Origin of the sequence: Microcoleus sp. Aus8_D2, assembly GCF_036702665.1 — a bacterium.
In the GTDB taxonomy this organism is placed as follows: Bacteria; Cyanobacteriota; Cyanobacteriia; order Cyanobacteriales; family Microcoleaceae; genus Microcoleus.
Genome location: NZ_JAUBUN010000013.1, coordinates 32,706 through 53,040, shown reverse-complemented (window position 1 = coordinate 53,040; position 20,335 = coordinate 32,706). Strand labels below are relative to the sequence as shown.

The window sequence follows — 20,335 nt, the reverse complement described above, 5'->3', positions numbered from 1 at the left end:
GCTAACTGCTAACTACATTAGCTAATAGCTATCTGCTATCAGCTATTAACTATTAAGAACTCAATCGAATTCCGAGACGGCGCAATTGTCCCCGCAGGCTAGCATCAATTACTTGAGAGCCTACTTTGATTACCACACCGCCGATTAAATCTGCGTCTATTTTGGTTTCAATTTCTACGCTGCGAGCGCTGGTCATCGCCTGCACTTTTTCGCGTACAGTCTGCTGTTGAGCGTCTGAGAGCGGAACTGCCGAGGTAACTTCAGCCAATACTGTTTGGTTGAGTTCTCTCAGCTTTGCCAAGTATTGTTGGCCAATTCCTTCTAAAAAAAGAATTCTTCCTTTGTCTACTAAAAGCTTCAGAAAATTGTGCATCAACGGGTTCATTTCGTCACCCGCTATTTGCTGAATTACGGCTTTTTTAGCATCCGCTTTGATCAGCGGATTGGCTAAAAATTGACGCAACTCTTCTGAACCTTCGAGCAGGCTAAGCAAAGAACGAATGTCTTCGCCGAACTTTTCTGAGAGATTGCTGGACTGAGCCAGTGACATCAAGGCAGATGAGTAAGGCTGTAAGACTGCTGTGCTAACGATACTCACTTTTTAGCCTCCCAGTAGCGCAATGCTGCGATCGATTAAGTGGTTTTGGGCGTTGTCGTCCAAGCTAGTTTTTAACTGGCCTTCCACCTTTGCTAATGCCAGAGATACAACAGTCGATCGCAGTTGGGCGATCGCTCTTTCCCGCTCCGCTTCCAACTCTTGACCTGCTGTTGCTTTCATGCGTTCAACTTCCTGCGCCGCTTGAGCTAGAATTGCTTCTTTGGCTCCGATCGCATTTTTTTCAGCAGCGGCTCGAATCCGTTCCGCTTCTGCTTGTGCTTGAGTCAATTTTTGCTGCTGCTCTGCCAGAGCTGCTGCTGCCTCTTTTTGGCGAGTTTCTGCTTCTTTAATGACCTCTTCGATGGCAGAGCGTCTTTCGCCTAGGATATTTCCTAAGAAGCCGCGCCCGAAGTAAAACAGCAATCCAATAACAATGCTCAGGTTAATCAGGTTGGTTTCTAAAATATCGAAATTTAAACCGAAACCACCTTCCCCGCTAGCTTCTGTGGCTAGCAATAAAACAGTCCCCATGATTCTCTTCCATAATTGCGCGTGCAGGTTGGATGAACCGATTTTAGATTTTAGATTTTAAATTTCACCCAAAATCTAAAACTGTTCGATCGAGCTATTTGACCAATGCTGTGCCTAATAGCTTCTCAAGAATTTGTCGGCTCAGGGTATCTACCTCTTGTTCTAGCGAGCGCATTGCGTCTTGCTTTTGCTGCTCTATCTCTTGGCCTGCCTTTTCTCGCGACACTTGAGCTTCTTTTTGAGCCTCAGCTACTTTTGCCGACGCGATTTTTTTGGCATCCGCTTGAGCCGTAGCAATTACTGCTTGAGACTGTTTGCGAGTTTCTCCCAGTTTTTGTTCGTATTCCTGCGCTAATTTCTGGGCTTTCGCCAAGCGTTCCTGAGCTGACAATTGAGTGGTGCGAATGTATTCGTCCCGCTCATCGAGCACCTTAGTCATTGGCTTATAGAAAACCGCATTCAGGACTACGGTCAAAACTAGGAACTGCAACGCCATAAAGGGCAAAGTTGCATCAAAATCAAACACTTTTAGTTCCTCCTTGTTTTTGGGGCGGAAAGACATCCGCCCCTTTTTGCAGTCCTTCAGTATTAAGCGAAGGGATTAGCAAACAACAGCACCAATGCAATAACCAGACCGTAGATAGTCAAGGATTCCATGAATGCTAAGCTCAGCAGGAGAGTACCGCGAATTTTGCCTTCTGCTTCCGGCTGGCGGGCAATACCTTCTACTGCTTGACCGGCGGCATTACCTTGACCGATACCAGGTCCAATCGCGCCTAAACCAATAGCTAGACCGGCGGCGATAACAGAAGCAGCAGCAATTGTCGGATTCATGATAAATTTCCTTAACCTTAGTGTACAGAGTGCAAGACAGATATTGGGTAATTAGTCATCAGTCATTAGTCATCAGTCATTAGACTGAGGACTGCGGACTTTTCGTTATTAGCCTTTACCCAATTTTAGAGAGTTAATCGTGATGTTCGTCGCCGCCGTGTCCTTCCAATGCTTCGTGAATGTAAGCTCCTGCCAAGGTGGCAAATACCAAAGCTTGAATCGCACTGGTAAACAGACCCAACATCATTACGGGCAGAGGTACGAACAGGGGAACTAATAGCACCAAAACCGCTACAACTAATTCATCCGCTAAGATGTTACCAAATAAACGGAAGCTCAGGGAAAGTGGTTTGGTGAAATCTTCCAAAATCGCGATCGGCAGCAAAATTGGGGTAGGTTCGATGTACTTAGTAAAGTAACCCAAACCCCGCTTGCTGAAACCCGCATAAAAATATGCCAGAGAAGTCAGCAAAGCAAGTGCTACAGTCGTGTTGATATCGTTAGTCGGAGCAGCTAGTTCGCCCGCTGGCAACTTAATTAGTTTCCAAGGAACTAAAGCGCCCGACCAATTCGATACAAAAATAAACAGAAACAATGTGCCAATAAATGGCAGCCAAGGACGGTACTCTTTCTCGCCGAGTTGATTTCGAGCCAAGTCTCGAACGAATTCTAAGGCGTACTCCATAAAATTTTGCATTCCGCGCGGAATTCTCTGCATATTGCGAGTTCCCGCAAAGGAAGCGATTAGAAGGAGAGCAATCACAATCCAGGAGGTAATGAATACCTGACCGTGAACTTTGAGACTGCCGATGTGCCAGTAGAAATGCTTACCTACTTCCAACTCAGCGAGGGGAAAAGCATTAAAAGCATTTAAGACATTTAGCATTTCCATTCACAAGAAGTTCACACAGTGGAGGGTTCACCGACTGCCTGACCCATTCTCCGGGTCGGGAAGAAACAGGCTTTGCAGCATATAAAAGACGATCGCGCCCTTATACGTCAGAAATCCCAAAAATATGGGCAAAACCTGCAACTGATTCCACTGAGTTGCTACTACAATCAACCCAATAAATACAGCTAACCTATTTTTACTCAGACTGGTCTTTTGCGGGCCGATGCGTTCAACGTCTTTAGCCAACATTCTCAAGTAAACCACACCGGCGATCGCCCCAAGCACATAATTTAGGGCAATGTTGAGCGAATAAAAAATCCACACCGAGATAAAAATTATTCCCGTGAAAGCGAGCGTGACCACAAACAACTGTTGCTGAAGTTTGTAGAAATCTTGCATAGTGTCGGTGGACTCCGGTTCGGGCGAACCTGTCTGAGAGATGTCCCCCGTTTCAGCGATGGATGCGCGAGATTGATCTGACAAGGTTACTTGACTTTCAAAGCAGTCGGTGTTAGTTGACTCCCACTACAATTAATTCGGTTGAAACCGTCTTGTAGCGACAAGTGTGACAAACGTTACAGCTCGTACACTTCAGATCGAATAATACCACGTGCAGGTAACATAACTTAAAAAAAAATGTATTTTTTGATTGGTTTCTGAGAAAGGTAAAGTCGAGGCAGAGCCTCTGGATCTGCATTACCAGGCTCTGCCTAGTAACGAGAAACCCTTGTATCATGGTCTTTTCTGGTTCCTGGTTCCGAGGCTCCAGCCTGGGAACCCATGTCTAGAGGCTCTGCCTCATCTGGCCAGTCGAAGTGTCCCGAAGGCCGTCAGGGAATTAATTTCCACAGCGAGTATCACAAGTTGGTTAAAAAACGACTGAAAATAATAATTTTTAGTCGGCAACCGAGGACTTTCGAGCTCTCGACAGGGGTTCACAACCCCTGTCGGACTATCAGGCTACTGATAATTATTAAAAGTCCCCATTCAATGTGGTAAAGTTGGCTGCACTTAAAGCCGCAGGTTGAACTCCGGTAACAACCCCTAAAATTTTTCCGGTAGCAATAATCCGAATAGCTGTATTGCTACCCGAAGCATCTAAGGCAATGCCTGCAAAGGTCAGTCCGTTGGTGAGGGCGATCGCATCTTGACCCGCCGTGAAATCGGCAATAACATCGGCTTCAGATACGCTGGAGGCGGCTGCATTCACGCGCAGTACAAACAGATCGTTTCCAGCTTCACCCGTCAGAGTGTCTCTACCCAAGTCACCTACCAATTGGTCGTTACCTGCTCCTCCAATCAGCACATCGTTGTTTTGTCCGCCGCGCAGAATGTCATCGCCCGCACCGCCAGAGAGCGTATCATTTCCGAGGTTTCCAGCGATCGAGTCATTGCCGGCGTTGCCCTCGATGCGATCGTTATCGCGACCGCCCCAGAGCGTATCGTTGCCGTCGCCTCCTAGTATAGTATCGTCGCCGGCATTGCCATTCACCCGATCGGCAGATGACGAACCTTGGATAAAGTCGTTGCCATCTAAACCTCGAACCAAGAGATTGCGAACTTGAGCCGGATCGATGGTAATGTTATCGGCATTGATAGAGAGGTTGAAGAAGGAGCCATCGGGGCCGTAGGGGACAGGAGAAATCGTTCCAGGTGTGAAACCATATTGAAGGTGATCGACTTCCCAGTTATTTTTACCGGGCATGGACAGTCGAATTGATGAGATCCCGTTTGGATTGACCGCTCCAAAGAATCTATCTTCTGAGGTAGTACGCGAAATACTATCATCACCTAGCGAAAAAGGGCCGATAACCCCCAGAGATTCTCCCGATGGCCCAAACGCCTCAAAAAACGTGTTATTCACGAGGTCGCCAGACAGGGGTGTGCCCCCACCATTCCTGCCAATATCCGTCCAGACGATACCAGCATGGGTTGGCAATTGACCCCCAAGTGCATTAGCGGAAAAGTCGAAGGTAAAACTGCTAACCGTCAAATTCGAGAATAAGCTTCTCGCGTTTCCTGTCGCCCGATTGTCAATAACACCGTCATCGCCGTCCACCGAGTCGCTGAACCCTGTTGTAATATTTGTTGTGGCAAACTCGCGAACAGTAACCCCCGGTGTATTTAAAGCCCCGTCTTCAAAGTCTTCTAAATGAAAGTAAGTGAATCTTACGGGGCTAAATGGGCTGATGGCAGTTCCCGCAGATGGATTGTTGAAAGCTAAGTAGGGAAGTGGACCCAAAAACTGAGGATTGTTAGACATCAACTGTTTTACTAAAATTGGCGTGACGGAAATTGCACTTTCCAAAATAGGTTTGGCAACCAAGAGCGCTGCGAAAGTCAGCTCCTTCTAAGTTAGTACCGCAGAAAGCAGTATCACCGAGAAATCTGAAATCAACTTGCCGGGATTATTCAATGATATGAAATTCTCGAACAGCCGGGATGAAATTTGTATTCTCGTGGCTCGATCGACTAAGTTTAATCAAAGCAAACCGCTGTAGGGGCTGCAAACTCGCCCACTGTGCCAAAGTAATTGTCACGCCGAGTTCTTGAGCTTTTGCAGAAACCGACTCCGGTATAGTTGCAGCATCCATCCAGGGGGGATTTTCATCAACAGCCAAATCAGTTCCCGGTTTTCCAGTCTGTTTAATTAATACTTGATTGAGCTGTTCTCGATAATCGCTAATTTCTGATGCAGTCAAGCAAGGTAACTCCACAAGCATTTGACGTTCCGCTTGGTTGAAGTGATTCCAATCCTGCAACTTCAATTTAATCCCGCAAGTATCCAACTTGAGACGTACCTGCATCGGAATGCAGCGCAGAGCTTCTACAAAATCAGCTTCAAATTCAAAGAACATAATAAATAGTCATGGGGGATGGGGGATGGGGCATGGGGCATGGGGCATGGGGCATGGGGCATAGGGCATGGGGCATAGGGCATGGGGCATAGGGCATGGGGCATAGGGCATGGGGCATAGGGCATGGGGCATTCGTCATTCGTCATTCGTCATTTCTTCTTCCATCTTCCTTGTGTTTCCTGTTTCCTGTTTCCTTTCTTCTTCCCTCTTCCCTCTTCCTTCTTCCCTCTTCCTTCTTCTCTTCGCCTCAATCAATTCAGGACTTGGGCGCTAAGACCAAGAAACCGGGTTTTTTACGCTCATCTGTGAGTCAATGCGAAAGATTTTCGCAAAAAACCCGGTTTCTGACAACTCGTGCGTAAGTCCTACCATAATTGCAGAAAATGCGATCGCCCTTTACAATTAAATAATATTACAAACTCTTGACATGAATCCCGTAGACTACCTCCGGATTAGCTTGATAGACCGCTGTAACTTCCGCTGTCTCTACTGTATGCCGGAAGGAAGCGAGTTAAACTACGTATTGCAGCAGCAGTTGTTAACCCACTCCGAATTGCTAACTCTGCTGCGCGAAGTTTTTATACCCGTGGGATTTACCAAATTTCGGTTGACAGGAGGGGAACCGCTGCTGCGGCCTGGGGTGGTGGAGTTGGTAAGGTCGATCGCATCTTTGCCCGAAACGCGAGATTTGTCAATGACAACCAACGGATTTTTGCTCGCCCCAATGGCAGAAAATCTCTACAATGCAGGTTTGCGGCGGATTAATATCAGTTTGGATTCCCTGGAACCGGAGACTTTCGACAAGATAATTGGCAGTCGGGGCCGTTCTCGCTGGATGCAGGTTTGGGAGGGAATTCAAGCAGCTTATGAAGTGGGATTTGACCCACTTAAATTGAATGTAGTGGTGATTCCCGGTGTGAATGATGGTGAAATATTGCAGTTGGCAGAGTTAACAATTAACCGCAATTGGCACGTTCGTTTTATTGAGTTTATGCCGATCGGGAATGGCGACTTATTTGGCGACAAAGGTTGGGTAGCATCAGCTCAATTGCGCCAGCAAATTGAGGAAAAATACGGGTTAGCCGAGTCGGGAGTGCGCGGTAACGGGCCGGCGGATGTGTTTCAAATTCCCGGGGCGAAGGGCACTTTAGGGTTTATCAGTCAAATGTCCGAGTGTTTTTGCGATCGCTGCAACCGGATGCGTTTGTCTGCTGACGGGTGGCTGCGGCCTTGTCTGCTCAACGAAACGGGTCAAATTGACTTAAAAACTGCTTTACGGAATGGGGTGTCTACAGGCGAATTGCGCGATCGAGTACAACAAATATTAGAGATTAAACCAGAGATTAATTTCAAGCAGCGAGATTCGGGAACTAACGCCGGGAATTACAGCCGCACCATGTCTCAAATCGGCGGTTAATTACAGCAGTTTCCGCTGTAATAATGTGGTAGACTTGATTAATCCTCAACATTTAAGAGTAGCTTTTGTTAATTACTGCTACTGTACCTCGTAACAGCGGAAATCGCTGTATCTATGAGAAAAGGAATGGTTTCCGGCGTTGCTGAACTTCAGTATGATGAGCCTGTAGGGGTAAAGCCCCCGTGCTTACCCCGTCGGCGGTGGGGCAACCACGGGGGGATTGCCCCCTACAGATTTCATCTCCAAATTCAGCAACGCCTGGTTTCCATTGATCGCAATAACTAAAAATATATAAAATAAGGAAAAGAAAACCAAGATGCCAGGTTATCAACCCAAACAAGGTACAATCATTAACAATATAAAGAGTCTTCTGAAAGAACGATATAAACAAGGCTTTCCAATTATCAAAGAAATTATTCAAAATGCGAACGATGGTCAAGCCAAAACTCTTAAGTTCGGGATATCTAGAGGATTGATTGGCACTGCTGAGAATCCTATAGTTCATCCGCTTTTGACAACACCTGCCCTATTTTTTCTCAATGATGGTGTATTTAAAACATCTGATCGTGAAGCAATTTCTTGTTTTGGGATTGATGCAAATGCAGGAGATAAGGGCAAAATTGGTAAGTTTGGCTTAGGACAAAAAAGCATTTTTCACTTTTGCGAAGCTTTTTTCTATATTGCGCGTTCTAAAGATATTCCTAATGGGTGCGGTGATTTTATTAATCCTTGGGCGACACCAGATGGTAAAGATAAGAAACGACCAGAATGGATTGAGTTAAATGAAGTAGATCATGAGGATTTGAAAAAGTATCTGATTGCTCACAAGTTAATTAAGGATACAGATAACCAATATTTCCTTCTTTGGGTTCCATTTCGACAAAAACCTCTTGATGAGCGATCTATTCTTGCAAACTATTACAATGACGAAAATTCTATTCAAGATAGTTTGCCTAATGATATGGATATCAAAATTGGGGAACTACTTCCTTTATTGCGACACTTGACTGATATTCAATATTGGGTTGAGGATGAAACAAGAAAATTACAACAAAAATTCAATGTTTGCTTAGATTATTCAGTTCCTTTAGAACGCTTTATTTACCCTAATAACGACGCAATTTTATCTGGTGAACATCCTATTAAAGGGAAGGTAACTGTTAGTAAACAAACCATCGCTTTCGCTGGTATTGAGCGGATATTGCCAGCAGAAGATTTTGCATTTTTACTGGGGCAAGATGCGGATAAAACCTCAGAAAAATTCTGGGAATCTTTGCAACAATCTCGCTGCTGGAGCAAGCGATTATCTATCAATGAAGATGGAGATGAAGAATTTATTCCTGACAAGTCAATTCCTCACTGTGGTGTAGTTTTTACGCAGAAATTAAGTGACACATCTCGTAGTGCTAAATTAACTCTTCAATGGGCAGTTTTTCTGCCTCTGGCGAGTGATGAAACCACATCAAATGAAGAAGAACGTGCTGCACATCAACAAATTGATTGTGATGGTGAACAAGACTACACAATTTTCCTGCACGGTTACTTTTTTCTTGATTCGGGAAGAAAATATATTGAAGGGCTACAGAATATTGATCGTGAATCGATCGCTCATCCTCCCCAAAACGAGGATGATATGGTTTGGCAGTGGAACTATCTGCTTGCGACAAAAGGAACACTAAGACTTGTACTACCATCTTTAGCTGATTTTGTAAAGACTCATAGGCTTTCTGATACTGCTGTATCGCACCTATGTCAAGGACTTCTTAAATCTCATCTGTTTCAAGGCAAAGTATTTAGGCAAAGTATTTATTTCGAGTATCAATGGTTATTTCGTACTAATCCTTTGATCTATCAGTGGCAACTTATAGGATTGGACGCAACTGTGCGATCGCTTCCTAGCATTCCTTCTAAGTCTATCTGGGATGCTTTCCCACAACTTGAGAAACTTGCCGAGCAATACTGCTTAACCGTTGAAGGAAAACCGAACTTACTTGCAGTAAAAGATACTACCACATGGAAATCACACGAAATATGCGCTATTATAGATTCACTCGAACCAAGCAATATTTTCTCAAATATTGATAATCTTAGCTTTCTCCAAGCTTTTTTAAGTCAATGTCAGCAGGAAATTAAGGTTATCAATGATGAAAAAGTGCAGGTAAGCTTAAGAGAACTTCTTCATAAAGCTTTTGCAGAACTTGGTATAGCACAACTACAAAAGGATAAAATTCTTCCCTGTGTAAAGAAATTGCTGGCACTTGTGTTACCAGAGAGTCGTTATGCGATCGCAAAATTTGCGGCCGATGAACAATCTGTGCATAGCATCCTAAAGAAGCTTTACGCGCTCAACCTCGATCTGTTGATCGTATATGCAACTTTTGAGCTTGATCCACGATTATTTAGTCAAGCAAAACTTAACCCTCAACAAGGAGTTAAAATACTTACTTGTCTTAGTAATATCTTCCAGGAAGAACCACTGACACGAAAAGTGAGTGAGGAACTTATTCCGCGAGTCCTTAATGGCTTTGACAAGCCTGAAACTGTTCTCAATCATTTGCCAAATACTCCTCTTTTCTTGGGCTATAACTCCCGTGATGAAAAGTCATACAGATACACATACTCTGAGTTACAGGTACAGGCAAAAAATTATTTTTTTAATGGTTCAAGCACGACACAGATAGCTAGGGCTTTAAGACAAGCACTTCCTGATTGCGATCTCATTTTTATAGATGATAGACTTACAAACATCTTGAAGAAGATTCCATTTTTTATAAACATTCCCAAATGCGATCGTAATAGTTGCCTACAACTGCTCGCTAAACAACCAAATTTGGCTATTCCTGAACAACGCATAAATCTATTGAAGGAGTTAATCCGTTATGTCTAAAGAATTACGCTACTTGCTGCATGGAAATAAGGAAAAATATGATGATGTACAAACATCCTTATACATCATCCCTCAAGAAAGTACGCTATGGCAAAAGATTGGGTTACAAGTTCTCACCAGTCGGAAAGAAGATTGGCGATTAATTGATCCAGTATTTATTGATTCCATTACTCCAGCTAATTTTCAAAAATTGGGAATTGAACGACTTCTAGATGAACAAGTTGTTTATTTAATTAGCCAAAAACCAGAGTGTGTCGATGGAAATTTGCTCACTCCATCTGAGAGATATAAACTTCTCGCTTACATCAGCCAGAAACCTAGTAATGAAGAGCTATGGAAGTCATTACGGTTACATGAAAATGCTAACAATCCGAATTGCTTGGAACGCATCGAAGTTGATCGCGTCTATTTAGAAAATTCTGACTTTCCTTTAGATGAACGACTGAAAAACTACATCGTTTTAATTCGACGAAATACAGAAATTCAGCAAAGCTGGATTCCGTCATGGACTCCTGATGCAGCGATCAAAAAAGTTCTTAGCTTACCGAATCCTCATCAATACTATGACATCATTCTTGATGCACTGCAAAGGATGACTGATGAAAAGAAAGAATTGCACAAACAGTCTTTAAAAAGTTCTGGGTGGCTTCCGACCAATGGATATTGTCCACAAGACATACTCAGGTTGCCAAATAGTATAAAGCGATACGAAGACACGATCGCCAGCTTAGACAGCACAAAATATCCCGAAAACAAGTTACCAATATCGTTATCTAGTGCCGATCAATATACTTGGGTTCAAAAGTTGTTCGACTTTTGGAACGAGGATAATGTCGTCAAAAAAGTGCTTGCTCATAATCAGAAAACGCCTGAATATTGGACGTATTTCCGTGAAGTTATCCTTGATGCCTTATCACGTATTTCAAATGATTTAAAAGAATCTCTCAAAACAGAAAGCTGGCTTGCTTTGAAGGAGGATTATGGCACAATCTCTCCATCGAAAATTATGATCATCCCAGAAAAGCTCCAGAAACACTTGTCAATATTAGTGGATTTGAGTGCTGGTGAATACACAGAAACTACACAACTTTCGTCAAAGATCACCAAACACAAAAATTATCCTATTCTTCAGGAGATTTTTTCTAAATGGGATGAAAATGATATTCTTGAATATATCTTCAACCAAACAGAGCCACATCAAAACTATCAGATTATTCTTGATGTATTTAGTAGTCTATGGAGTCACCAGCCACAAAAACTGCCTAACGCCAATAATCAAGGAAAACTCAAAACAAAGGCATGGCTGGCAACCGAACAAAAAAATAAGGCAGTACATCCTGAAAATGTGCTGCATTACCCAGATTTGAGTCAAGAAATAGAGGACTTGCTACTGCTACCAACAGTTTCTTCTGACTATATTGCATCTTCAGACTTAGCACCAACAATTCGCCATAGTGATTGTTGGAAATGGTTAACTAAAGAAGTATTTATCACAGAAGATAAAGCCTTAACTGAGATTGGTAAACTTCTGAAGCAAGCGCCAGAATATCAGATGGGAAAGTTTTCTGTTGAAGAATTTCCGTTAGATAAATGCTTAGAAGCTTTCAAGCCATTTGATGTTAGCTTCCTGCCTGCCTGGAACTTTGCCAATAAGCTATCAAAAAAAGAGAAATTTAAAACGTATCTGTTGCCAAACCTCTTAGATAAAATGGAGGTGGCAAAGCTCCGCGAGCTTCTAATATCGCTTTCTAGTCCTGATCCTCAAGTCGATGCTGCTAATGCCACTAATGTGGAAATTTTCAATACTTATCTTAGATTAGCTATTAATTACGAAACATTCAGCACAGATATTTTACCCCACATCCGTCTCCTTAATCGTAAAGGTCAGTGGAAAAGTCCTAAGAAGTTAACAAAGGAAGGCAACAATATTGATGATACTTATGTGCTAGGTGATAAAGAGCAGTTAAATATCATACATTCATTCTTGAAATCAGAGACTCAAGGCAATCATGATTTACCAGAATCAGATGAAGCTTTAGAAGACGAAAATAACATCTTGATAAATTACTTTAAAAAATGGGAGGAACACTGTCCATTAGAACTCATTGGAGCGTTTCTGAGTCTTTTCAATAGTTCTGACAACAAGATTAAGAAACAGGCGGAATATTATCTAGGTCAACGTAATATAGAAAGTTTGCAAGCACGCTTGCTGGACAATAAAGCAAAACCCATTCGAGTTTTTAAAGTGCATATTGGTCAGGATGAAGATCGTATATGGAAGGTGACTTCAATACTGGGATGTACTTTTGAAGCTGAACTTGCTCATCTAACTAATCCGGATAATTTTTTCGTAAATGAAGGTGAATTAGCCAGCAATACAAGACGGCTAGAACTGTTGGATATACAACCAGAAAAACGTGATCGTACTGAGTTAGTGGAAATTCTTAAAAACTCGACTAGAGTTCTTCTTAAAAAAGTTTATGGAGTCGAACCCAATTCGATAGAAGCGATTTGGGAGGATTTGCTAAATTCCGATCAGCTTGACATCCAAGTAGCTGAAAACTTGTTGATAAAGGATGCTTCATCTATTCTGAGGAGGCTTGGGATAGATGATCTCAGTGTAAAAATGCTCTTGAACAACTTAGACCAGTTGCGTTACGAAGAAACCGAATACGAAGTAGGAGGTCTGGATGTCAAAAAACAAGCTACTGAAAAAGAGATTAAAGAAAAACTCTCTGAATTGTCAAATCTGCTAAAAAATAATGAATGCGTAAAAGATAGTTTGCTCAAATCTGTACGAAAAGAGATAAAACGGTATGGCTATCGTCCACAGAGTATCCCTTTTGAGCTATTTCAAAATGCCGATGATGCCGTAGTTGAATGGCAACAAATGTCATCGACAGAAGAAATTGAGGAAGAAAGAAAACAGTTTGTGGTGGTACTGAGCGATCGCCAGCTTTTATTTATTCATGCGGGTAGACCGATTGGATGTTGGAAACATCCGAATAATCTACAGAGAAATTATCGCGATAAGGGATACCATCGCGACCTTGAAAAGATGTTGATGTTTAACACCTCTGACAAGGGAGTTGGCGTAACAGGGAAGTTTGGCTTAGGATTCAAAAGTGTTTATCTGTCATCATGTAAACGACCACGCATTTTAAGCAAGCGCTTAGGGTTTGCTGTCGAGGGTGGACTACTTCCATCACGGCTCTCTCCTGAAGAAACTAAAGCCTTGAAAGAAAAATTAAATTCATACAATATGCCTTCAGACGCAACAATTGTCGAACTAGAGTTAGATGGTGTTCAGCCGCAAGACATTATCCGGGAGTTTCAAGAACGAGCAGGTATTTTAACTGTTTTTTCACGGGCTATTACAACATATCGGTTCATTGATAGCAGAAACAGTTTCCCATAATTATTTACATGGGAAAGAAAACCTTTTCTGGGTATTCCAGATGTCGAAGTAAATAAGATTACGATCAAGGGTGAAGACTCGCTACGACTGTGCCTGCGAACAAAATCGGGAGCTGCTCTGCTATTAGATATGACCGAGAGAGACGGTAGGCTTAGTTGCACTACTCCTAAGAGTGCACCGACTTTTTGGGTAACTGCACCAACACAAGAAACACTTGACGTTGGTTTTATATTGAATGCAGCCTTTAAAGTAACAACAGGAAGGACAAAGTTAGATCCAACAGGACAAAACAAAGAACTTGCTAATAGTATTGGCATTGCGTTCGGTCAACTCCTAAAGAAATTATGTGAAGCCAACTGGGAAGATGTAAAAGTGGCTCTAGGTTTTTCTAGCGTAGATAGTTACAGCTTTTGGGAATTTCTTTGGAAAAAACTAGCCGTTAATTGGCAAAAACTCGATACTAATGATGAGCGGCGTGACCTGATTAGCTGTATTTTAGGCGGGGATCGCGGCATGGGATATCTCATCACCCACAGTAAAGCCCTACCAAACGGATTATATGGTCAGTATCGCCAACTGATTTGTATCAATAGTAATACTAAATACTCCAAAGTGACAGGCAAACTTGCTGAAGAGTCTTGCTTCTGCAAAGTCGCTAGTTGGTCAAGCTTCCAGAAAAGTAGTCATCCACGTACTCTGATTGTTGATACTCAATGGGAAGAAGCCAAAAAACTCTTAGACAAATCATTGTTTGATAAGCTCACCATTGACGATATACAACTGCTTAAGGCACTGAAAACCGAAGTTGGAGTCATTGAAGCAAAAGTAACGCCTGAAAAGGCAAGACAAGTAGGCAAGCTCATCTCAAAAGATTTTCTGAATAGGTTTAACAACTCTTCCGAGTGTGATAGCCTGAAAATTTTCCTGCCTCAGATTAAATTTCAATCAAAAGCTGGCAACTATCTACCCTCTGAACAATTGCTTTCAGCCACATCTGACCAAGCCGAAGAGAAACTGTTAGTTGGTTTTGCACCCGACGATCGCTTACTGCACGTTGACTATACCGACACTGCCATCGATTTCTTCTATGCTTGTCGCTTGCAAAGAAAAAGTATTCCTGTAGAAGTTCTTCAAGAATGGGTATTACGGGCAGAAACGACGGAGAAACGGCAGGCAATACACGGCTATTTATCAAAAGGCGAACATCGAGATCAACTAGCAAAACTTCTTCACAAAAATGCTCAAGACTCTTGGATAAAAAAAGATCAGAGCATAAATGGGCTTCTAGAATCAACGATGGCAGTTATAACTGAGAGAGAGAAAATATATCAGCTAGAACCAACAAATAGTAGAGAAAAAGAAGATCGGCGAGGACCCACAGATAGTATTGTCCAGAACGATCAACAAGGTGTTGGAGATAACCCAGAAAAATGGGGTAAAGTTGGTGAAGATGAAGCAAAACTATTTTACGAGAAACTTGGTTATCGTGTTACCAAACAGCCAGATGAAGGTGGCTATGGTTATGATTTTCTATGTGTCAAAGCAGACAGTGAGTTATTTGTAGAAGTAAAAACAATTAATCCTATCAAGAACAATATAGTTCGGATTACAAATAATGAGTGGAGAGCAATGTGTAAAATTACGAATTCAGAAAAATATGAATTATTCATAGTCGTCCACATTGGGGAATCAATCACGAATAGGATTCGGATTAAGTCTGCATGGAAAACATTACAGGAAGTCTTTTCAAAGCTCGATCGGCAAGCCCTCACTGATTGTGAGTATAATAAAAAAGATCAAGAAGTTTTAATTGCGCTACAACGTAATTCAAATGATTTATCTAATGAGATATTGTTGAACTGGAAAAGGCTGGTGGAACTCGCTGGAGTAAGAATATAGAAATAGAAGAAGTTTCTTCATAATTGTTACTCGCTTATTAATGACATCCCCCATGTTATTTCAAGAAATCTTTAGTCAAGCAAAGGGGAATAAGGAAGATTTGAATGAGTGGTTCGATCGCAAAACTGCAAAATTTGTTGGTAAAGATGCGATCGCCACTTTCGGCGAAATGGTTGGCAGACTCAACTGAAACTTGTAGGGTGCGTCAGTTCGAGATTATCGATTTTTAGCGAAAATAACACTAACTGACGCACCCTACGACTCAACTCGGTGTTAGCAAAATGAGCTGTTTTGATAAGATCGATCGCACTTCATCCAATCCAATCTCCACATCCGCCAAAATCTCCCCAACAGTCTTCTCTCCCTCTTTCTCCCCCCCTTGATAAGGGGGGGCTGGGGGGGGTACACAACCTTGCAAAAACTCAAATTCAGCACTTGACAAATTGACCAATTGGTAATTGCAATCAAACACTTGTTGACTAGGCCAACCGTGCATACAAGCACTCAACTCTGGAATTGCAGCCAAAAGCGCCTTATCGTCCGACCAATCAATTTTATGAATCGGCTTTTTACCCAAGAAAAACTCGTAATGAGTGATTTCCGTATCCAACAATTCAATTAATCGATAAAGCTCCCGTTCCGTCAAACCTTGAGCTCTTTCTATCAATTCCGGTGCTTTGCCCAAAAGTCGCTCTAACTGCCAGTATCCCGGATTCGAGAAACCGAGAAATTCCAATCCTGAAGCGTCGATTAACTCGAACAATGTCTCGATGTTGTAGTCAATTTCCTGCGGGTGAACGTACATATCTGCAAAACATTCGTCTCGCTGATTTTCTCCTGCCCAACGCTGTTTTTCGTACTTGACAAGGCGGTTGGTTTCTGGTAAGGAAGCAAAGATTTGACGACCGACTTTGACTCCATCGGGATAGTCGCCTTTTTGGCTACCTTGGAGCAGGGCGATCGCCCTTTGCATCAATTGAATCTCCCAGCGGCCGAGTTCAGCATACACAAACACGTGCATCAAACCGCCCGGAGCTAACTTCGCCGCCAGCGCTTGAATGCCTCGGATCGGATCGGGTAAGTGGTGCAGCACGCCCACGCAGTTGATCAAATCGAACTCTCCCTCTAACTCAGCGGCATCGTAGATGCTGAGGTGGCGAAAATCGGCTTCGCGCGCACCGGATCGCCGGCAGCGTTCTTGTGCTACCTTCAAAGCACCGGAACTTAGGTCGATCGCCGTTATCGCAGCTTCTGGGTTAAGGTGAATCAGGTAATCTGTACTAGAACCTGTGCCGCAGCCCGCATCTAAAATCCGAATGTCGAGTTTTTGCGGCTTTTGGCCGGTGCAAAAACTGTAAGCATCTGGCCAACTCCAGCGCCAGTTGTAGCCCGGGGGCGGTTCGTCGGACAAGGGATCGGGCGGAAAAGGGAAAGTATCGTAAAGCCGCCGCACGGCAGCACTGATATCGGGCGTAGTATCCATAGGGTAGGGAATATTTTTGATTTTTGAGTTTTGAGTTGGGCTTGGGGATAGGATTGGACTGACCGCTGATGACAACTGACCGTTCGACGAAGCTCCGGGCAACGCAACTGACTACTGGTAACTGACTACTGACAACTGACGGCTGACTGCCTCCGCGTAATAAAACTTATCATTTTTTCTCATATAAGCTCTCTTAAATCTATACAATAAATCTCGGCAGGCTTTTTAACAAACGAGGACTGTCCATCACCCACCGCTGAGCTTTCGGGTAAAGCGGAGTCGTCTTTCAGCAGAGTAAAAGGCCCAGAAAAAGGCAGAAGAAAATTTTGGATTTTCTTTTCCCTTAGACGGCACTTGCTGCGATCGTCGCAGGAGTCAGCTATCCTGCCTTTGTATTTTTTCCAGGAGTGTACGGGCGAAGCAAGCGCGGAAGGACTGCCGACGCCTGTCTTCGGGTCGGACATTTCCCGGCAGGACGAAAGATGAAACCAAAACATTTTAATCTAAGAAAGTAAGCGCCCCAACCTCGTGACAGGTGAAGGCAAAAAGTAAACAAAGCAAAAATACCTAATTTTACCTGCATGAGAAGGCAAGGTTAGTCTGGGTAAATGCTGCAACGATTTAGATAGGGAGCGAAGGAGTCTAATGACTGTAAAAGCAAGTGGTGGAAGCTCAGTTGCGCGTCCGCAACTATATCAAACTGTACCAGTCGCAACGATTTCGCAAGCTGAACAGCAAGACCGCTTCCTACAGCGGGGCGAACTTAGCGAACTGGCAAGTTATTTCAGTTCCGGTGCTCTTCGGATCGCAATTTCTGAGACGCTGACGAGAAACTCGGAACTGATAGTATCCCGCGCAGCCAACCGGATTTTTGTCGGCGGTTCCCCGCTGGCATTTTTGGAAAGACCAGCAGAACCTGTGATGGCTGTGGCCGGCGCGGCTCGCGGCGGCTCGGGGAATGTCTCTGAAGGCATGAAACTGGGAACTGTTACCTACGTTGAAGGTCGCGCTGGTGGCGGCAACGGCTCGGGTGGCGGCGGATTCTTGGGTTTGGGAAATCTGTTTTCGGGGAACGGCGGCGGTGGCGGCCCAATTCCAGCAGGATTTCAGCCGATTAATGTCTCGCGCTACGGCCCGAGCAATATGACCAAATCTCTGCGAGATTTGAGCTGGTTTTTGCGCTACATTACCTACGCGATCGTCGCTGGCGACCCGAACATTATTTCGGTAAACGTCCGCGGATTGCGGGAAATTATCGAAAATGCTTGCTCGTCGGCGGCGACAATTGTGGCAATGCAGGAAATGAAGGCTGCATCTTTGAACTATTTCAAGAATGATGACGCAGCACGCACGATCGTCGCACAGTATTTTGACGTAGCAATTAGCGAATTCAAAGCTCCCACACCTTCACCCAAGGTGCGTCAGCGCGAAACCAATGACCAGCAAGGGCTGCAACTGCCTCAAATCTACTTCAACGCAGCCGAAAATCGGGCGAAATTCGTCATGAAGACGGGTCTGTCGTCGGCAGAAAAGATTGAAGTAATCAAAGCAGCTTACCGCCAAGTTTTTGAGCGCGACATTACCCGCGCCTACAGCCAAAGCATTTCCGACCTCGAATCTAAGGTCAAAAACGGCGAAATCTCGATGAAAGAGTTTATCCGCCGTTTGGGTAAATCTCCTCTGTACCGCCAGCAATTCTACGAACCGTTTGTCAACAGCCGCGCTGTAGAATTGGCTGCTCGTCACTTCCTCGGCCGCGGTTTGAGCTCGCGAGAAGAATTTAGCAAGTATTTTGCGATCGTCACTAAAGGCGGCCTAGCAGCCCTCGTAGACGCAATGGTTTATTCCCAGGAATATTCCGACTACTTCGGCGAAGAAACAGTGCCTTACCTGCGCGGTTTGGGCCAAGAAGCTCAGGAATGCCGCAACTGGGGCCCGCAAATTGATTTGTTCAATTTCAGCGCTCCGTTCCGCAAGGTTCCTCAGTTCATCACCTTGTTTGCCGGCTACAATCAGCCGCTACCTGACCAGCACGTTTACGGTGTCGGTAACGACCCCTTAGAAATTCAGTTCGGCGCGATTTTCCCGAAAGAAACTCGCAACCCCAAGAGCCGTCCGGCTCCCTTCGGCAAAGACACCCGCCGCATCCTGATCCGTCAAGGTGCAGGCATTGAAAACCAACTCAGCAACCCGGATGCCCGTGGTAAGGCTCCAGGCTCTCTCGGCCCCAAGGTCTTCAAATTAGACCAGTTACCGGGTGGCTACGTTTCTCCCAAAAAACTTACTGGCCGTGGTGCTTCGGCAAGCGGCTACAGCAGTGCTTCCAGTGTCAAATATACCGAAAGTTCGACTCAAGCGGTGATTCGGGCTGCTTACCTGCAAGTGTTCGGTCGCGATGTGTTCGACGGCCAGCGCCAAAAGGTAGCGGAAATTAAGCTGGAAAACGGCGACATCACGATGCGCGAGTTTATTCGGATGTTGGCGAAGTCGGATGTGTTCCGCAATATGTACTGGAGCAAGCTCTACGTTTGTAAGGCGATCGAGTACATCCACCGCCGACTCCTGGGACGCCCTACCTACGGCCGTCAGGAAATGAACGCTTACTTTGACATTTGTGCTAAGAAGGGTTTCTACGCGCTAGTTGACGGCATCATGGACAGCATGGAGTACAACGAAGCTTTCGGGGAAGATACTGTTCCCTACGAGCGTTACGTGACTCCGGCTGGTTTGTCGATGCGGACGATGCGATCGAGTTCCTTTGGTGAGAAAAAGGTCAACGTTGAGCCGGCGACAGAAACACCTCGGTTTATCGAACTCGGTGTGGCGAGCAATCTCGGCGATATCGAGCTGCAAAATCGCCTCGCTCAAGGTGTCAGCAAGCGGCGCGAACAAACTAAGATGTTCAAGCTGACAAGCACTCAAGACAAAGTAGCTTTGAAAAATTTAATTCAAGCTGCTTACCGTCAAATTTTTGAGCGCGACATCAACCCCTATGTTGTGAAGAATGAATTCACGGCGCTGGAAAGCAAACTGGGCAACAATGAAATCAATCTCAAAGAGTTCATTGAAGCTTTGGGTTGCTCGTCGCTGTACGTCAAACAGTTCTACGCACCTTATCCAAATACTAAGGTGATTGAGTTGGGAACGAAGCACTTCTTGGGCCGCGCTCCTCGCAATCAAGCGGAGATTCGCACCTACAACCAAATCTTGGCTAGTAAAGGGATTAAGGGCTTTATCAACGCAATGTTGAATAGCGTTGAATATGCTGAGGCTTTTGGTGAGGATGTTGTTCCTTACCGCCGCTTCCCGACTCTGCCGGCTGCTAATTTCCCCAATACTGAAAGACTGTACAACCAGTTGACTAAGCAGAATGCTGATGTTGTGGTTCCCAGTTTTGAGCCTGCGGCTGCTACTGACAGAAGCTAGATTGTTTTGAGGTTTGAGATGTTAGATTACTGCTAATTTAACGTCTAAAATTAGTTGAAGGGCTGGTATAGTTACCAGCCCTTTTTTTAGAT

Annotated in this window: 15 protein-coding genes and 1 pseudogene; 6 read left to right on the top strand and 10 right to left on the bottom strand. The window is 44.2% G+C overall.

All coding sequences use genetic code 11. From position 1 onward, the window contains the following. Positions 1-52: 52 nt before the first annotated feature. From atpH to QUB64_RS12805, 9 genes and pseudogenes are all read right to left on the bottom strand, one after another. Entirely contained in the window at positions 53-598 is a 546-nt protein-coding gene (atpH, locus tag QUB64_RS12840) for an ATP synthase F1 subunit delta (RefSeq protein ID WP_333268851.1), read from the bottom strand. Between the two features lie 3 nt (positions 599-601). Then, a complete protein-coding gene (locus QUB64_RS12835) occupies positions 602-1,129 on the bottom strand; it encodes a F0F1 ATP synthase subunit B (RefSeq protein ID WP_333268852.1) in 528 nt (175 codons plus the stop codon). 94 nt (positions 1,130-1,223) lie between these two features. Further along, positions 1,224-1,691 (bottom strand): F0F1 ATP synthase subunit B', encoded by a 468-nt coding sequence (locus QUB64_RS12830; protein WP_333268853.1) that lies wholly within the window; start codon positions 1,689-1,691, stop codon positions 1,224-1,226. A 26-nt stretch (positions 1,692-1,717) separates the two neighbouring features. After that, entirely contained in the window at positions 1,718-1,963 is a 246-nt protein-coding gene (atpE, locus tag QUB64_RS12825; protein ID WP_193972048.1) for an ATP synthase F0 subunit C, read from the bottom strand. Between the two features lie 133 nt (positions 1,964-2,096). Continuing rightward, entirely contained in the window at positions 2,097-2,855 is a 759-nt protein-coding gene (gene atpB / locus QUB64_RS12820; RefSeq protein ID WP_333268854.1) for a F0F1 ATP synthase subunit A, read from the bottom strand. A gap of 27 nt (positions 2,856-2,882) precedes the next feature. Continuing rightward, entirely contained in the window at positions 2,883-3,314 is a 432-nt protein-coding gene (locus QUB64_RS12815; protein WP_442921657.1) for an ATP synthase subunit I, read from the bottom strand. A gap of 514 nt (positions 3,315-3,828) precedes the next feature. Then, positions 3,829-4,560, bottom strand: coding sequence for a calcium-binding protein (locus tag QUB64_RS32970; RefSeq protein ID WP_442921656.1), 732 nt, complete (start codon positions 4,558-4,560; stop codon positions 3,829-3,831). A gap of 550 nt (positions 4,561-5,110) precedes the next feature. Then, positions 5,111-5,185 (bottom strand): annotated as a pseudogene (locus QUB64_RS32965) (hypothetical protein); the annotation flags it as partial. 78 nt (positions 5,186-5,263) lie between these two features. After that, positions 5,264-5,713 (bottom strand): nitrate reductase associated protein, encoded by a 450-nt coding sequence (locus QUB64_RS12805; protein WP_333268856.1) that lies wholly within the window; start codon positions 5,711-5,713, stop codon positions 5,264-5,266. Positions 5,714-6,140: 427 nt separating this feature from the next. On the opposite strand from QUB64_RS12805, the gene moaA reads away from it, so the two are divergent. From moaA to QUB64_RS12780, 5 genes are all read left to right on the top strand, one after another. Then, the gene (moaA, locus tag QUB64_RS12800; RefSeq protein ID WP_333268857.1) at positions 6,141-7,130 is read left to right on the top strand and encodes a GTP 3',8-cyclase MoaA; all 990 of its coding nucleotides are present in this window, start codon (positions 6,141-6,143) and stop codon (positions 7,128-7,130) included. A gap of 316 nt (positions 7,131-7,446) precedes the next feature. Next, positions 7,447-10,017, top strand: coding sequence for a sacsin N-terminal ATP-binding-like domain-containing protein (locus QUB64_RS12795; RefSeq protein WP_333268858.1), 2,571 nt, complete (start codon positions 7,447-7,449; stop codon positions 10,015-10,017). Further along, positions 10,010-13,435 carry a hypothetical protein gene (locus QUB64_RS12790; RefSeq protein ID WP_333268859.1) on the top strand — a complete coding sequence of 1,142 codons (3,426 nt, stop codon included), beginning with the start codon at positions 10,010-10,012 and terminating at the stop codon, positions 13,433-13,435. The genes QUB64_RS12795 and QUB64_RS12790 overlap by 8 nt, the downstream gene beginning before the upstream one ends. Before the next feature lie 129 nt (positions 13,436-13,564). After that, entirely contained in the window at positions 13,565-15,334 is a 1,770-nt protein-coding gene (locus QUB64_RS12785) for a DUF3883 domain-containing protein (RefSeq protein WP_333268860.1), read from the top strand. A gap of 52 nt (positions 15,335-15,386) precedes the next feature. Continuing rightward, positions 15,387-15,524, top strand: coding sequence for a hypothetical protein (locus QUB64_RS12780; RefSeq protein WP_333268861.1), 138 nt, complete (start codon positions 15,387-15,389; stop codon positions 15,522-15,524). Positions 15,525-15,596: 72 nt separating this feature from the next. Here the strand turns inward: QUB64_RS12780 and QUB64_RS12775 are convergent, their stop codons facing one another. Beyond that, entirely contained in the window at positions 15,597-16,817 is a 1,221-nt protein-coding gene (locus QUB64_RS12775) for a class I SAM-dependent methyltransferase (RefSeq protein WP_333268862.1), read from the bottom strand. A 645-nt stretch (positions 16,818-17,462) separates the two neighbouring features. Here QUB64_RS12775 and QUB64_RS12770 point away from each other — a divergent pair. Beyond that, complete coding sequence (locus tag QUB64_RS12770) at positions 17,463-20,243, top strand: phycobilisome rod-core linker polypeptide (protein WP_333268863.1); 2,781 nt, start codon at positions 17,463-17,465, stop codon at positions 20,241-20,243. Positions 20,244-20,335 lie beyond the last annotated feature (92 nt).

Bases quoted from the DNA above. Each gene is read 5' to 3' on its own strand.
- QUB64_RS32970 (WP_442921656.1), bottom strand. From the start codon at position 4,560: ATGCCCGGTAAAAATAACTGGGAAGTCGATCACCTTCAATATGGTTTC.
- QUB64_RS12785 (WP_333268860.1), top strand. From the start codon at position 13,565: ATGACCGAGAGAGACGGTAGGCTTAGTTGCACTACTCCTAAGAGTGCA.
- moaA (WP_333268857.1), top strand. From the start codon at position 6,141: ATGAATCCCGTAGACTACCTCCGGATTAGCTTGATAGACCGCTGTAAC.
- QUB64_RS12795 (WP_333268858.1), top strand. From the start codon at position 7,447: ATGCCAGGTTATCAACCCAAACAAGGTACAATCATTAACAATATAAAG.
- QUB64_RS12780 (WP_333268861.1), top strand. From the start codon at position 15,387: ATGTTATTTCAAGAAATCTTTAGTCAAGCAAAGGGGAATAAGGAAGAT.
- QUB64_RS12770 (WP_333268863.1), top strand. From the start codon at position 17,463: ATGACTGTAAAAGCAAGTGGTGGAAGCTCAGTTGCGCGTCCGCAACTA.
- QUB64_RS12835 (WP_333268852.1), bottom strand. From the start codon at position 1,129: ATGGGGACTGTTTTATTGCTAGCCACAGAAGCTAGCGGGGAAGGTGGT.
- QUB64_RS12775 (WP_333268862.1), bottom strand. From the start codon at position 16,817: ATGGATACTACGCCCGATATCAGTGCTGCCGTGCGGCGGCTTTACGAT.
- atpB (WP_333268854.1), bottom strand. From the start codon at position 2,855: ATGGAAATGCTAAATGTCTTAAATGCTTTTAATGCTTTTCCCCTCGCT.
- atpE (WP_193972048.1), bottom strand. From the start codon at position 1,963: ATGAATCCGACAATTGCTGCTGCTTCTGTTATCGCCGCCGGTCTAGCT.
- QUB64_RS12805 (WP_333268856.1), bottom strand. From the start codon at position 5,713: ATGTTCTTTGAATTTGAAGCTGATTTTGTAGAAGCTCTGCGCTGCATT.
- QUB64_RS12830 (WP_333268853.1), bottom strand. From the start codon at position 1,691: ATGTCTTTCCGCCCCAAAAACAAGGAGGAACTAAAAGTGTTTGATTTT.
- QUB64_RS12790 (WP_333268859.1), top strand. From the start codon at position 10,010: ATGTCTAAAGAATTACGCTACTTGCTGCATGGAAATAAGGAAAAATAT.